General features: G+C 46.9%; 11 protein-coding genes and 1 pseudogene. All 12 read left to right on the top strand.

Going from position 1 to position 14,397, the window contains the following annotated elements; all coding sequences use genetic code 11:
• Positions 1–15: 15 nt before the first annotated feature.
• The 12 genes and pseudogenes from H2R00_RS04865 (at position 16) to H2R00_RS04920 (ending at position 14,385) form a co-directional block, all read left to right on the top strand.
• Positions 16–1,194, top strand: a complete 1,179-nt coding sequence (locus tag H2R00_RS04865; protein ID WP_182070577.1) for an NAD(P)/FAD-dependent oxidoreductase — start codon at positions 16–18, stop codon at positions 1,192–1,194.
• Between the two features lie 187 nt (positions 1,195–1,381).
• A complete protein-coding gene (locus H2R00_RS04870; RefSeq protein ID WP_182070578.1) occupies positions 1,382–1,987 on the top strand; it encodes a TetR/AcrR family transcriptional regulator in 606 nt (201 codons plus the stop codon).
• Entirely contained in the window at positions 1,980–2,834 is an 855-nt protein-coding gene (locus H2R00_RS04875) for an ABC transporter ATP-binding protein (RefSeq protein WP_182070579.1), read from the top strand. The genes H2R00_RS04870 and H2R00_RS04875 overlap by 8 nt, the downstream gene beginning before the upstream one ends.
• On the top strand, positions 2,831–3,541 hold the full coding sequence (locus H2R00_RS04880) for a fluoroquinolone export ABC transporter permease subunit (RefSeq protein WP_182070580.1): 711 nt from the start codon (positions 2,831–2,833) through the stop codon (positions 3,539–3,541). Before H2R00_RS04875 ends, H2R00_RS04880 begins: the two co-directional genes overlap by 4 nt.
• Positions 3,538–4,254: an Rv2686c family ABC transporter permease subunit gene (locus H2R00_RS04885; protein WP_182070581.1), complete on the top strand. Its 717-nt coding sequence runs from the start codon at positions 3,538–3,540 to the stop codon at positions 4,252–4,254. The genes H2R00_RS04880 and H2R00_RS04885 overlap by 4 nt, the downstream gene beginning before the upstream one ends.
• Before the next feature lie 62 nt (positions 4,255–4,316).
• Complete coding sequence (gene dacB / locus H2R00_RS04890; RefSeq protein WP_182070582.1) at positions 4,317–5,786, top strand: D-alanyl-D-alanine carboxypeptidase/D-alanyl-D-alanine endopeptidase; 1,470 nt, start codon at positions 4,317–4,319, stop codon at positions 5,784–5,786.
• A 134-nt stretch (positions 5,787–5,920) separates the two neighbouring features.
• Complete coding sequence (locus tag H2R00_RS04895) at positions 5,921–7,420, top strand: glycosyltransferase family 4 protein (RefSeq protein WP_182070583.1); 1,500 nt, start codon at positions 5,921–5,923, stop codon at positions 7,418–7,420.
• A 277-nt stretch (positions 7,421–7,697) separates the two neighbouring features.
• Positions 7,698–9,923 carry a formate C-acetyltransferase gene (gene pflB, locus H2R00_RS04900; RefSeq protein ID WP_182070584.1) on the top strand — a complete coding sequence of 742 codons (2,226 nt, stop codon included), beginning with the start codon at positions 7,698–7,700 and terminating at the stop codon, positions 9,921–9,923.
• Between the two features lie 61 nt (positions 9,924–9,984).
• Entirely contained in the window at positions 9,985–10,743 is a 759-nt protein-coding gene (pflA, locus tag H2R00_RS04905) for a pyruvate formate-lyase-activating protein (protein WP_154998957.1), read from the top strand.
• A gap of 155 nt (positions 10,744–10,898) precedes the next feature.
• A complete protein-coding gene (locus tag H2R00_RS04910; protein ID WP_154998955.1) occupies positions 10,899–12,101 on the top strand; it encodes a DHH family phosphoesterase in 1,203 nt (400 codons plus the stop codon).
• A gap of 130 nt (positions 12,102–12,231) precedes the next feature.
• Positions 12,232–13,383, top strand: a pseudogene (locus tag H2R00_RS04915) (glycoside hydrolase family 10-like protein); the annotation flags it as partial.
• A gap of 144 nt (positions 13,384–13,527) precedes the next feature.
• Positions 13,528–14,385 carry a RhaT/GlcU family sugar-proton symporter gene (locus H2R00_RS04920; protein ID WP_154998951.1) on the top strand — a complete coding sequence of 286 codons (858 nt, stop codon included), beginning with the start codon at positions 13,528–13,530 and terminating at the stop codon, positions 14,383–14,385.
• Positions 14,386–14,397 lie beyond the last annotated feature (12 nt).

Below are 14,397 nucleotides of genomic sequence, written 5' to 3' on the forward strand. Positions count from 1 at the left end.
GACGGAGGATTCACGATGTCAAAACATATCGTCATTTTAGGCGCTGGTTACGGCGGATTACTGTCTGCTTTAACAGTTCGCAAACACTACACAAAAGAAGAAGCAAAAGTCACAGTGGTTAACCAATACCCGACACACCAAATCATCACAGAATTGCATCGCCTTGCTGCGGGCAACGTGTCAGAACAGGCAGTTGCGATGCCGCTTGCAAAGCTTTTCAAAGGAAAAGACATCGATCTTAAAATCGCCAAAGTCAACTCTTTCTCAGTTGATAAAAAAGAAGTCGCTCTTTCTGACGGCTCTACCCTAACGTATGACGCGCTTGTCGTCGGTCTTGGTTCTGTTACTGCTTACTTCGGCATTCCGGGACTTGCAGAAAACAGCATGGTGCTTAAATCAGCAAACGATGCAAACAAAATCTTCAAGCATGTTGAAGAGCGCGTGCGCGAATATGCTAAAACGAAAAACGAAGCTGATGCTACAATCTTAATCGGCGGCGGCGGACTCACAGGCGTCGAGCTTGTCGGTGAACTTGCCGATATCATGCCGAACCTTGCGAGAAGCTACGGTGTCGATCCGAAAGAAATCAAGCTGAAGCTTGTTGAAGCCGGTCCGAAAATCCTGCCGGTTCTTCCAGATGAGCTGATCGAACGTGCGACAAAGAGCCTTGAAAAACGCGGCGTTGAATTCTTGACAGGACTGCCTGTCACAAATGTAGAAGGAAACGTTGTTGATTTAAAAGACGGGCAAAAAATCGTCACAAATACATTTGTCTGGACCGGCGGTGTTCAAGGCAATCCGCTTATCGGCGAATCAGGTCTTGAAGTCAACCGCGGACGCGCAACTGTAAGTGACTTCCTTCAATCTACATCACATGAAGACGTATTTGTTGCAGGAGACAGCGCCGTTGTCTTCGGTCCGGATGGCCGTCCGTACCCTCCGACAGCTCAAATCGCATGGCAAATGGGCGAGCTGATCGGCTACAACCTGTATGCATACTTAGAAAACAAATCAATGGAAACGTTCAGCCCTGTCAACTCAGGTACGCTTGCAAGCCTTGGCCGCAAAGACGCAGTTGCCGTAATCGGCGCGAACAGCACATCTCTTAAAGGCCTGCCTGCTTCATTGATGAAAGAAGCGAGCAACGTCCGCTACCTGAGCCATATTAAAGGTCTGTTCAGCCTGGCTTATTAATGGAAAATGAAGCGCTACTTATAGTTTAAACTATAAGTGGTGCTTTTTTTTGCTTTAAATTTGACGGGCAAATGAAAATATTGTGGTAAATTTGAACCAAAATACATTGACAACAGGGAAGTCGTAGCTCATTATATGAATATAAAATAAAATTATTCATATATTTATGAATGGAGGAGAGATGTCTATGCCGAAATTTACCGAAAAAGAAAAGGAAGCAATCCGTTCAGCATTAGTGCAAAGCGGAAGAAAGCTTTTTGCGCAGCTTGGATTGAAGAAAACGAGCGTCGGTGAATTAACAGCCTCGGCAGGGATTGCCCAAGGCTCATTTTATACATTTTTCGATTCGAAAGAGGAGCTTTATTTTGAGATTTTGCAGCAGGAAGAACAAAAGATCCGCTCTCAGCTTGAAGCCTCATTTTCTGAAAGCGGGAAAACATTTGGACAGTTTTTGCGTGAAGCACTGGCGGTGATGGAACATAACCCGTACATTCGCCAAGTTTATGATGAAAACTTAATGGAGACGCTCTTCCGCAAACTCCCCGAAGAAAAGCTGCAGGCGCATTTCGCCAGCGACGAAGATTTTTTCAAGCCTTTAATTGAAATGGGTCAGGAAAAAGGCTGGCTTGTCAGAAAAAAACCGGAGACGATCATCAGCGTGATTCGCGCCGTTGTTCTTTTATCCTTTCAAAAAACAAACATTGGGGAAGACCGCTACGAAGAAACGATGGATTTGCTTATCGAATTGATCGGACAGGGGCTTTCGGCCAAGGAGGATGCAGCTCATGATTGAAGTCAGAGGGCTTCGCTTCACATATCCCGGACAAAAAACGCCTGTATTGAAAGGGATCGATTTTTCGATTCAAAAGGGGGAAATTTTTGGGTTTCTCGGGCCGTCCGGCGCCGGAAAAAGCACGATTCAAAAAATATTAATCGGTATTTTAAAGCAATATGAAGGCCGGGTCACTGTGATGGGAAAAGAACTGAACCAAGCCGGCAGCTCCTTTTATGAGAAAATCGGCGTCGCCTTTGAATTTCCGAATTTTTATCAACGATTGACTGCACTGGAAAATTTAAGTTTATTCCGTGCCTTGTATGCATCTGAAACCGAGGAGCCGGAAGCGCTGCTCGCTTTAACGGGTCTTGAAGATTACGGCCGGACAAAAGTATCCGCTTACTCAAAAGGCATGAAAATGAGGCTGAATTTTTCGAGAGCCCTGATCAATCAGCCTGATCTTTTATTTCTAGACGAACCGACCTCAGGGCTCGATCCCGTTCATGCCAAAAAATTAAAACAGCTCATCCTGAACAAAAAGGCGGAGGGGAAGACGATCCTGATCACGACGCACCACATGCAAACAGCTGAAGAAATCTGCGACCGCGTGGCTTTCATCGTTGACGGCAAGGTGGCTTTGATTGATTCTCCGCGCGCTTTGAAAGTGCAAAAAGGAAAAAAGCATGTAAAAGTGGAGTACCGCAGTCATGGACAGTTGGAAACCGCTCAATTCGACCTTGATCAAATCGGCAGCAGCCCGGAATTTTTGAACTTGATTAAGGAGCATCCTGTGGAAACAATCCATTCCCAAGAAGCGTCGCTTGAAGACATATTTATCGAGGTGACGGGGAGGCGTTTAAGTTGAGGATCTTATCAGCGATTTCCCACGATATCAAACTTCAGTTCAAACATGGTTTTTATTATGCCTATTTGCTGATCAGCACGGTGTATATCGCGGTATTGCAGTTTCTTCCGGTTGAATACAGGGAGGCGGCCAACATTGCCTTGACATTTTCAGATCCGAGCGTTCTGGGGTTTTTCTTCATCGGGGGCCTTGTTTTACTGGAGAAAGGGCAAAATATCCATGACAGCCTGTTTGTCACGCCGCTAAGTGCAAGTGAGTATATTCTTTCCAAAACGGCGTCCTTGTCCGTTTTGTCTCTCGGATCGAGCATTTTCATCCACAGCAGCGTATTTGGCTTTGGAACACATTCCGGTTTGTTCGCTTGCGGCGTGCTTTTCACTTCATTTTTCTTCACGATGATCGGCTTAGGTTTGGCGGTGCGGTGCGAAACCTTAAACGGATTTTTCTTTTTGTCTTCTTTGAGCACCTTTGTGTTCGTTCTGCCTTTGTTTGAAGCAGCGGGCATTTGGAGCAACCCGCTGTTTTACGCTCTCCCGTCAAAGGCCTCATTAATGCTGTTAGGTTCGGCGTTTACCGGTCTTCAGCAGCGGGAGCTCATCTACGCGATTTCCATCCTCTTGTTATGGAACGGAGCCGCGTATTTGTGGGCGAGGCATTCACTCCAAACATTCATCACTTTAAAGCTTGGCGGAGGTGATACACGATGATGAAAATCATTCAGCTGATACGCGGGGATATGAAACAGATCAGGCGTGATTCAATGCTCGCTTTTTACGGGCTGGCGCCTTTTCTGCTCATCATCGTAACTGCAGCAGTCGTTCCTTTGTCAGCGGAATTGACGGAATTCAATTTCACCACATACCGTCATTTGATCATGAGCCTTGCCATGCTTTTCATCCCCCTGATTCTCGGTGTCATGTCGGGGTTCATCCTGCTTGACGAGCGCGACGAAAATATGATTCAGTATTTTGCCGTGACGCCCATGTCGAAGCGCGGATATGTCATGGTCCGTCTCATCCTGCCGATGGCGCTCACTTTATGCTACAGCACTTTGTTGTTTGCGTCCGGCGGTTTAATGGCGCCTGATGCTGCGCACCTTTTGTTCGTCCTGATCATGGTCACGCTTGAAGCCCCGATTTATACGCTGCTTTTGGCCGCCTATGCTTCGAACAAAGTGGAAGGGCTTGCTTTAATGAAAGGATTCAGCCTGCTTACTCTCATGCCGGCCGCGGTTTATTTTATTCCTTTACCGTGGCAGCTTTTCGGCGTTTTCACGCCAACTTATTGGACAGCGAAAACGTACTTGGCGGGAACTTCTCATGAAGGGTTTGTTCTCGTTTTCGGGATCATCGGAGTTGTGCTACACATGATGATACTGCTATTTTTATACCGTAGGTTTTTGGTGAAAACCGACCAATAGGAGTATAACCCGCCGCGCTTTGCAATAAAGTATTAAAACATAAGCGGGAGGCGGGATATCCGATGAAGAAAAATATGAAGCTTTGCCTGTGTATGATGATGATCTTTGTATTGACTTTGGTCGGCAGCATGGACGGCTTAGCCGTCGAGGAAAAAGGCGGGCTCAAAGAGCAAATCGATCAGCTGTTAAAGACCGAACCTGATTTAAAAGGAGCACTCGCAGGCATCAGCGTCAGGTCTGCGAAAAGCGGAAAAATGATATACGGCCATATGGGCGATACACGGATGAGGCCGGCGTCCAATCTGAAGCTTTTAACGGCAGCAGCTGCCTTTTCCGTCCTGGGCGAAGACTATACCTTTCCTACAGAGGTGTTGGCAGACGGCGCGCGAGCCGGCAGCACACTCAAAGGCAGCCTTTATATAAAAGGAAAAGGCGATCCGACGCTTTTGACAGCGGACTTTCAGCAAATGGCCGAAGCACTCCGAAAACAAGGGATCACAGTTATCAAGGGAGACTTGGTCGGTGACGATTCCTGGTACGATGAAATCCGCTACTCTCCAGACCTTTCCTGGACCGATGAAGACGCATACTACGGAGCGCAGATCTCAGCTTTAACGGCTTCGCCAAATGAAGACTATGATGCCGGAACGGTCATAATCGACGTGAATCCTGACGGCAAAGCCGGAAAAAAACCAGCTGTATCGCTCACCCCGCAAACAAACCATGTCAAAATCGAAAACGATGCCAAGACCGTTGCTGCAGACGGAAAAAAAGATATTACGATTAAAAGGGAACACGGCGGAAATACGATCCAAATCAAAGGGACGATTCCACAAGGCGCTTCAAGGGTCAGACAATGGGTTGCGGTTTGGGAGCCGTCAGAATATGCAATCGATTTATTTAAACAGGCTTTACATCAACAAGGCATTCGAATCATAGGAAAGACTAAAACCGGCAAAGCGCCAAAAAAAGCGCGCCGCATCACCGCACATCAATCCATGCCGCTGTCAGAGCTGATGATTCCCTTTATGAAGCTCAGCAACAACGGCCATGGCGAAACACTGCTCAAGGAAATGGGAAAGGCCGTGAGACGTGAAGGAAGCTGGGATCAAGGTCTGGAAGTATTAAATACAGAACTGCAGGGATTTGGAATGGACACAGAAAAAATCGTTCTCAGAGACGGCTCAGGAATCTCGCATATCAATTTGATTTCTGCCGACCAGATCACAAAGCTATTGTATTCCGTTCAAGAAGAGAAATGGTTTCCGTCGTTTGCCCGTTCACTCCCGGTTGCAGGGGAAAGCGACAGAATGGTCGGCGGCACATTAAGAAACCGGCTGAAAGACCCGGCTTTAAATGGCAAAGTCAGGGCGAAAACAGGTTCACTTTCAACCGTCAGTTCATTGTCGGGCTATGTTGATACTGCTAGCGGAAAGACATTGATTTTCTCCATTCTCCTCAATCAGCTCGTGGATGATGAGAATGGAAAGGATATTGAAGACAAAATCGTTCAAATATTAGCTTCTTCATGACATCTCCCATTGCGACAGGCAATGGGTTTTCTTATTGATAAGGCTTCCATTCACTGCGTACTTTTTTCAGCTTTGGCCATATAATGCTAAGAGATTCATTTTCTATAAGTTTAACAGCAGGCAGGGGGAAATATATGAACATTTTGCTGGCTTATTATCGATACTCTCCACATACAAACGGCCCGTCTACCTATATTGATATACTTCGAAAAAGCTTGGAAGGAAAAGGGCATTCTGTCGATTTAATGTCGCACGATACCCGGTGGCTCAACATTCAGGTCGCTGATCAGCAGCCAGCCGATAAACACCGGTTAAAAAATGAGCTGATATACCGTCTTCAAACGGCTTACACCGCAAAATATCCCCTGTGGATATATTGGCGTGAAATAGAGCGCTACAGTTTGGAACAAGCTGTTAAACAGTTTGATCTAGAAAAGTATGACTTGATCCACTGCCACGATTTTATGACGGCAAGAGCACTGGCCCGTTCCAAACCTCAGCACACGCCTTTAATCGTTTCCCTCCATAACTTTAAATATCACGAAGCAAAGATTACCGGGGAATATGGCGAGAAAAGCGGCCAGGAACAACAATATATGAAAATCGAAGAATGTTTGGGCGCAATGTCTGGAAACGTTGTGGCCGTTCCGTGCGAATGGCTGAAACACGAGCTGACTCAAATTGGTGTGACGCCTTCGAACATCCGAGTCATCCCGTATGGAATTGTAAAAGCACCCTTTATCGAAAAGAAAAGTCATCTCCCAAAAAGCCGTCGGCATCAAGGAAAAAAGATCATTCTCTGTCCGGCGCGGCTCGTGCCGGTGAAAGGACACCGCTACTTGATCGAAGCGCTTTATAAACTGCGGTTCGAAAGGGATGATTTTCACTGCCTTCTCGCAGGCGAGGGTCCGGAGCTCGAAACTTTGCAAAGCCTGTCCGAAAAGCTTGGTATCGCGTCGGCGGTCTCTTTTCTCGGAAAGCGAAAAGATATGCCCCGCTTAATGAAAATTAGTGATGTCATTGTTTTGCCGTCGCTTCACGATACATTTCCGCTCGTCATCCTGGAAGGGCAGTTCTCCGCAAAACCTGTTCTGGCGGCAAGCGTAGGCGGGATAAAAGAAATCATTGACGACGGTGCGGACGGATTGCTTGTTCCTCCGGCAGACAGCGAAGTGCTTGCTGAAAAGCTGAGCCTGCTGCTCGACGATGACAGAACCCGGCAAAAATTGGGCCGCCAAGCGTTTCAAAAAGCTATGAAACTTTGGGATATCAGCGTTCACATGAGGTCGATCGAAAACCTGTATCAAACATTTGAAACACAAAAACGCGGAGAGCGAACCCGCAAAAATCATCGAAAAGAACAGGGACTGGACCTGGAAATCCTCGATCAAATCGGTGAAAGGAAAACGTCAGAAGCGGAGTACACGATAGCCGGGGAAATCCCTGAACACCTCAAAAGCCAACTTGAAAAAGAGGAACATTACATTCATGTTTATGATATGTCAGGCGTTTTGCTGCAGACAAAAGCGGTCGATTCGAAAGGGTGCTATGAATTTCACAAGCTCCCCCGAGGCCGCTACGTCTTGAAAAGCACCATCGATGCATTCGGCAATCAGACCGTATCCATCGGCTGATGATAAATACTTTGTGAAAGCCGGCTATTTTGCCGGCTTTTTTATATAACAGTTTTCATTTTATTTGATTTTATTATAATACAGATTTAAATAAGAAAAATTGCTTCAAACAACATCCTATATTAGGAAAAACGCAATGTTCAAAGAACTTCCTCAAATTTGTTAACTATTTCACAAAATATGTGATATTTATCACATTCAAACCTGTTATATTCAACATAAGATATAAATGCAACAACTGTTATATCATTTCAACTTGAAAAAGAGGGGGATTTAAATGGAACAATGGAAAGGTTTCACCACAAACGTTTGGCAAAAAGAAGTCAATGTCCGCGATTTTATTCTCTCGAACTTTGAGCCATATCAAGGTGACGAATCGTTTCTCGAACCTCCGACGGAAGCTACATCGGCATTATGGGATCATGTAATGGATTTGACAAAAAAAGAGCGTGAAAACGGAGGCGTCCTTGATATGGATACAGAGATCGTCTCAACGATCACCTCGCACGGTCCCGGATATTTGGATAAAGGCTTGGAAAAAGTCGTCGGCGTTCAAACCGATGAGCCGTTTAAACGGTCGCTTCAGCCTTTCGGCGGCATTCGCATGGCAAAACAGGCATGTGAATCCTATGGTTTTGAACTGAATGACGAAGTGGAAAGGATCTTTACCGATTACCGCAAAACCCATAATCAAGGCGTGTTTGACGCGTATACGGACGAAATGAAGCTCGCCCGAAAAGTCGGAATCATTACCGGACTGCCTGATGCTTACGGGCGCGGACGCATCATCGGTGATTACCGGAGAGTGGCACTTTACGGCGTGGATTTTTTGATCGATGAAAAGAAAAAAGATGCGGCCGGCGCCTCTCGGGTGATGTCTGAAGAAAACATCCGCCTTCGTGAAGAACTGTCAGAACAAATCCGAGCATTGGACGAACTTAAAGCGCTTGCAGCAAGCTATGGATTTGACATTTCCGAGCCTGCGGCAAATGCAAGAGAAGCATTTCAATGGCTGTATTTCGCCTATTTGGCTGCCATTAAAGAGCAAAACGGAGCAGCAATGAGCCTTGGCCGCGTATCCACGTTCCTTGATATTTACATCGAAAGAGATTTAAAAACGGGCGTATTAACAGAACGGGAAGCCCAAGAGCTTGTCGACCATTTCGTTATGAAGCTGCGCTTGGTCAAATTTGCGCGCACACCTGACTACAATGAACTGTTCAGCGGCGATCCGACATGGGTGACAGAATCAATCGGCGGAATGGCGCACGACGGACGCGCCCTAGTCACGAAAAATTCGTTCCGCTTCCTGCATACGCTTGACAATTTAGGTCCGGCGCCTGAACCGAATTTAACCGTTCTTTGGTCTGTCAGACTGCCGCAAAAGTTTAAAAACTACTGTGCCAAAATGTCGATTAAAACAAGCTCGATCCAGTACGAAAATGACGATATCATGCGTCCTGAATACGGAGATGACTACGGAATCGCCTGCTGTGTATCAGCAATGACAATCGGCAAACAAATGCAGTTCTTCGGAGCACGCGCCAACTTGGCGAAAGCGCTTCTTTATGCGATTAACGGCGGAAAAGACGAAAAGCATAAAATTCAAGTCGGTCCGGAAACGCCGCCGGTGGCTTCCGAAGTACTGGACTATGACGAGGTCATGCATAAATTCGATCAGACGATGGAATGGCTCGCAGGCTTGTACATCAATACGCTCAATGTCATTCACTACATGCATGATAAATATTGCTATGAAAGAATTGAAATGGCTCTGCACGACACGGAAATTTTGCGGACGATGGCCACCGGGATCGCCGGCTTGAGCGTTGTGGCCGATTCGTTAAGCGCTGTCAAATATGCCAAAGTCAACGTGATCCGCGATGAAAACGGCATTGCGGTCGATTTTGAAACAGAAGGCGATTTTCCTAAGTACGGAAATAATGATGACCGCGTCGACGCGATCGCCGTTGACATTGTCAAGCGCTTTATGAAAAAACTGCGCAAGCACCAGACATATCGTCAGTCCGTTCATACAATGTCAATTTTAACGATCACGTCAAACGTCGTTTACGGCAAGAAAACCGGAAATACGCCGGATGGACGCCGCGCGGGAGAACCGTTTGCTCCAGGCGCGAATCCGATGCACGGCCGCGATACTAAAGGGACGCTTGCATCGCTGTCTTCAGTGGCAAAGCTGCCTTACAGCTATGCGCTCGACGGCATATCCAACACCTTTTCCATCGTCCCGAAAGCGCTTGGCAAAGATGAAGAGAGCCGCGCCGCCAATTTATCAAGCATCCTTGACGGATATGCCGCAAAAACAGGGCATCACTTAAATGTTAACGTATTTAACAGGGAGACATTGCTCGACGCCATGGAACATCCAGAGGAATATCCGCAGTTAACGATTCGCGTCTCAGGCTATGCGGTCAACTTTATTAAGCTGACGAAAGAACAGCAGTTAGACGTCATCAGCCGAACCTTCCATGAATCGATGTAACGAGTAAAAAGCGGAGCGCGACCGAGGCGCTCCGCCTCCATAAAAAGAGGTGATCTTCATCATGGATGGAAATATTCATTCGATCGAAACATTCGGTACTGTCGACGGCCCAGGCATCAGATATGTCGTCTTCACACAAGGCTGCCTGATGCGCTGTCAATTTTGCCATAACGCTGATACTTGGGAAATCGGAACCGGAAAACAAATGACGGTTTCCGAAATCGTTCAGGATGTTCAGCACTATCTCCCGTTTATTCAATCATCAGGCGGAGGCATTACCGTGAGCGGAGGGGAGCCGCTTTTACAACTGCCATTTTTAATCGAGCTGTTCAAAGCATGCAAAAGCCTAGGCATTCACACGGCACTCGATTCGTCCGGCGGTTGCTATTCGGCTGCGCCGGCATTTCAAGAGCAGATCAAAGAGCTGATCCAGTATACAGACCTTGTTTTGCTTGATCTCAAGCATATCAACAGAAAAAAACATATCAACCTGACAGGAATGCCGAATGACCACATATTGGATTTTGCCCGGTTTCTCGCTGATCATCAAGTTCCCGTCTGGATCCGTCACGTACTGGTTCCGGGTATCTCCGATATCGATGACGATTTAACAGCCCTCGGCACGTTTATCGGCACGCTGGCAAACGTTCAGAAGGTGGAGGTTCTTCCTTATCACAAGCTCGGCGTCTACAAATGGGAAGCGCTCGGCCTGGATTATCCGTTAAATGGGGTTGAACCGCCAAGTGCCGACAGGGTCGAAAATGCATACAGACTGCTCACCGCACACTTGCAATGCGGAGCCTTGCTGCAAGAGACATAACCGCTTTTAACCGGACAGACTTTTTCTAACAAGAAGCTGTCCTTTTTGTCTTACCGCACAACTGTATAAAAAATCCGCTTTTTTACAATAGTAAAATGAGAAAGATGCGCCTGCTGCGGCAGGCGGACAATAAAACAGCAAGGTGGGCGGGAAGCATGTATCATTTGTATTCTCACAACGACTTGGACGGAGTCGGCTGCGGAATCCTCGCAAAGGTGGCTTTTGGCGAACGGGTCGAGGTCCGCTACAATTCGGTCACCGGACTTGACATGCAAGTCGGACGTTTTTTGGAGCGGACAAAAGGCAAAGAAAAACAGCATGAAGGCCTGTTTATCACAGACTTGTCTGTTCATCAAGAAAATGAAGAAAGGCTGAACCAATATGCGGAAGCGGGCGGAAAGGTCAAACTCATCGACCACCATAAAACTGCGCTTCATTTGAATGAACGCCCTTGGGGCATGGTAAAAGTTCAATATGAGGACGGCAGGCTCGCTTCAGCGACTTCTCTTTTTTATGAATACTTAATAGACAACGGCCACATTCGAGAGACAAACGCGATGGATCAGTTCGTCGAACTCATACGCCTCTATGATACATGGGAATGGGAACAGACGGGCGCGCTCGAAGCGAAACGCCTGAATGACCTGTTTTTTATGGTATCAATCGACGAATTTGAGGAAAAAATGGTCCGGCGCCTTAAAGAAAGCGACGCGTTTTCATTTGACGAATTCGAAGAAAAAATCTTGGATATGGAAGAAGAAAAAATTGAACGGTATATTCGCAGGAAACGGCGGGAAATCGTTCAGACCTTCATCAATGCACACTGCGTCGGCATCGTGCATGCGGAATCCTATCATTCGGAGGTGGGGAACGAACTTGGGAAAACATATCCGCACCTTGACTATATCGCCATCTTAAATATGGGCGGCAAAAAAGTGAGCCTGCGCACCATCCATGATGAAACAGATGTATCAGAAATCGCCGGCACGTTCGGCGGAGGCGGCCATGCCAAAGCAGCGGGGTGCCCGCTGACAGATGAAGCGTTCAAGCTGTATGTAACTGAACCGTTTCCGCTGGAGCCCTTGAGAGCGGATGCCTTTAAAAATGTCTATAATATAAAAGAGTCCGACTACGGCAGCCTTTATATCAACAGGGATGAAGACCAGTTTTTTCTCTTTCCTGGCGAACACGGCTGGAACATTCAATTAAACGGCGTAACTCAGCATGAGACATTTACTTCATTCGAAGAGGCAGAGCGGTTTATTAAAAGGAATTACGCTGCATGGCTCGCAAGGGATGAAGCATTTGTCCAATATTTGATGCAGCAGGTGAAACAGGCGATACAGACGACAGGCTAAAGACAGCAACATGTCTTGGCCTGTTTTTTCATATACAAAAAAGAATAACCGGCATATAATAACAGAAAGTTCTGATTTTTCCAAAGGGGAGATGTTCATGAAAGAAAAGAGCGCAAATTGCGAAACAAAAGAATTTCGGGCAGTGTGGATCGCCACCGTCACAAACATTGACTGGCCTTCGAAAAAAGGACTGACAATCGAAGAGCAAAAAACAGAGTATGTGAAGCTTTTGGATGATGTGACAGCGATGGGGATGAACGCGGTTGTCGTTCAAATTAAGCCGGCGGCGGATGCGTTTTATCCTTCCGCATACGGGCCGTGGTCGGAATACTTAACAGGTGTTCAAGGAAAAGACCCTGGATATGATCCGCTGTCATTTTTGCTCGAAGAAACCCACCGGAGAAAGCTTGAATTTCATGCATGGTTCAACCCTTATCGGATCACGATGAATCATACCGATTTGAACAGGCTGTCACACGATCACCCGGCCAGAACGCACCCCGACTGGGTCGTTGCCTACGGCAGACAGCTGTATTACAATCCCGGCATCCCTGAGGCCCAGGAATTCATTGTCCAAGGCATAGCGGAAGTCGTCAAGAATTACCCAGTCGACGCCGTTCATATGGATGACTATTTTTATCCATATAAAATTGCGGGCGTCGAATTTCCCGACTTGAGCACGTATGAACAATATGGAAAGGACCGGTTTTCAAATATTGAAGATTGGCGGAGGGACAACGTCAACCAGCTTGTCAAACAGATCAACGCTGCCGTCAAAAAAGAGAGAGCATCGGTCAAATTTGGAATCAGCCCCTTCGGTGTATGGCGAAATATAGCAGATGATCCGACGGGATCGAATACAGCCGCCGGAATGACAAACTATGACGACCTTTACGCTGACACGAGGGAATGGATCAGACAGGGATACATCGATTACATCGCCCCGCAAATCTACTGGAGCATCGGCTTTGCCCCGGCTTCCTACGACATTTTAGTGGACTGGTGGAAAAATGAAGTCAGCCAACGCCCCGTTCATTTATACATCGGACAAGCAGCCTATAAAATCAATCAAAACTCAGATCCCGCCTGGTCAGATCCTGAAGAATATCCGCGACAGATCGCCTTAAACCGCGCCTCAAATGTGATGGGAAGCATCCATTTCAGCCTGAAAGATTTAAACCGGAACCCGCTTGGCATAAAAGACAGGCTGATTCAGGACTTGTACAAAAAACCGGCAGTTATACCAGGTATGCCTTGGCTTGGCAGTGTAAACAGCAAACAGTGAAAACTGATATTTTAGTGATACGGGCCGCCGATAACAGTACCAATCCATTTTGACAACGTTCAAAATGGATTTTTTGTGTTAAAAATCGCATGTATAGTGCACCTTAATAGATAAAAACAAGGAAAGAAAGGTTTAAATCAAATGGACATTTTCTTAGCGATTTTACCAGCGATTTTCTGGGGAAGCATCGTGCTCTTTAATGTAAAGCTTGGGGGCGGACCGTACAGCCAGGTGCTCGGTACGACATTCGGCGCTTTAATTTTTTCAATCGGAATCTATTTCGTCGTCCAGCCTGAATTATCCCCCCGTATATTTGCCGTCGGCGTCGTCTCCGGACTATTTTGGGCACTCGGCCAGACCAATCAGCTGAAAAGCATCAAGCTGATCGGCGTATCTAAAACGATGCCGATCTCGACAGGGCTTCAGCTCGTATCCACTTCTTTGTTCGGCGTGCTTGTTTTTCGCGAGTGGGCAACGACAATCTCGATCATTCTCGGCGTTTTGGCGCTGATTTTTATCATCGTGGGAATCGTGCTGACATCGCTGGAAGACCGCAGCCAAAAAACGGAGGAAAAAACCGGCGACATGAAAAAGGGAATCGTGATTTTGCTGATTTCAACATTCGGCTATCTCGTATATGTTGTCGTCGTCCGGCTTTTTGATGTCAGCGGCTGGGCGGCTCTTTTTCCTCAGGCTATCGGCATGGTTGCCGGCGGCTTGATCTTGACATTCAGGCATAAGCCGTTTAATTTTTACGTCATCAAAAATATCATTCCGGGTTTAATCTGGGCAGCGGGAAACATGTTTTTATTCATTTCCCAGCCGCGGGTCGGCGTAGCGACCAGCTTTTCGCTATCGCAGATGGGGATCGTCATCTCAACGCTCGGCGGCATTATTTTACTCGGCGAAAAGAAAACGAAGCGGCAGCTGATCGGTATCGCCATCGGCATCATCCTGATTGTCGCAGCCGGCGTTTTACTGGGCATTGCAAAAGCATAAGGACGGCTTCTG

The sequence above is a fragment of the Bacillus haynesii genome (genome assembly GCF_014042035.1).
Classification (GTDB): Bacteria; Bacillota; Bacilli; order Bacillales; family Bacillaceae; genus Bacillus; species Bacillus haynesii.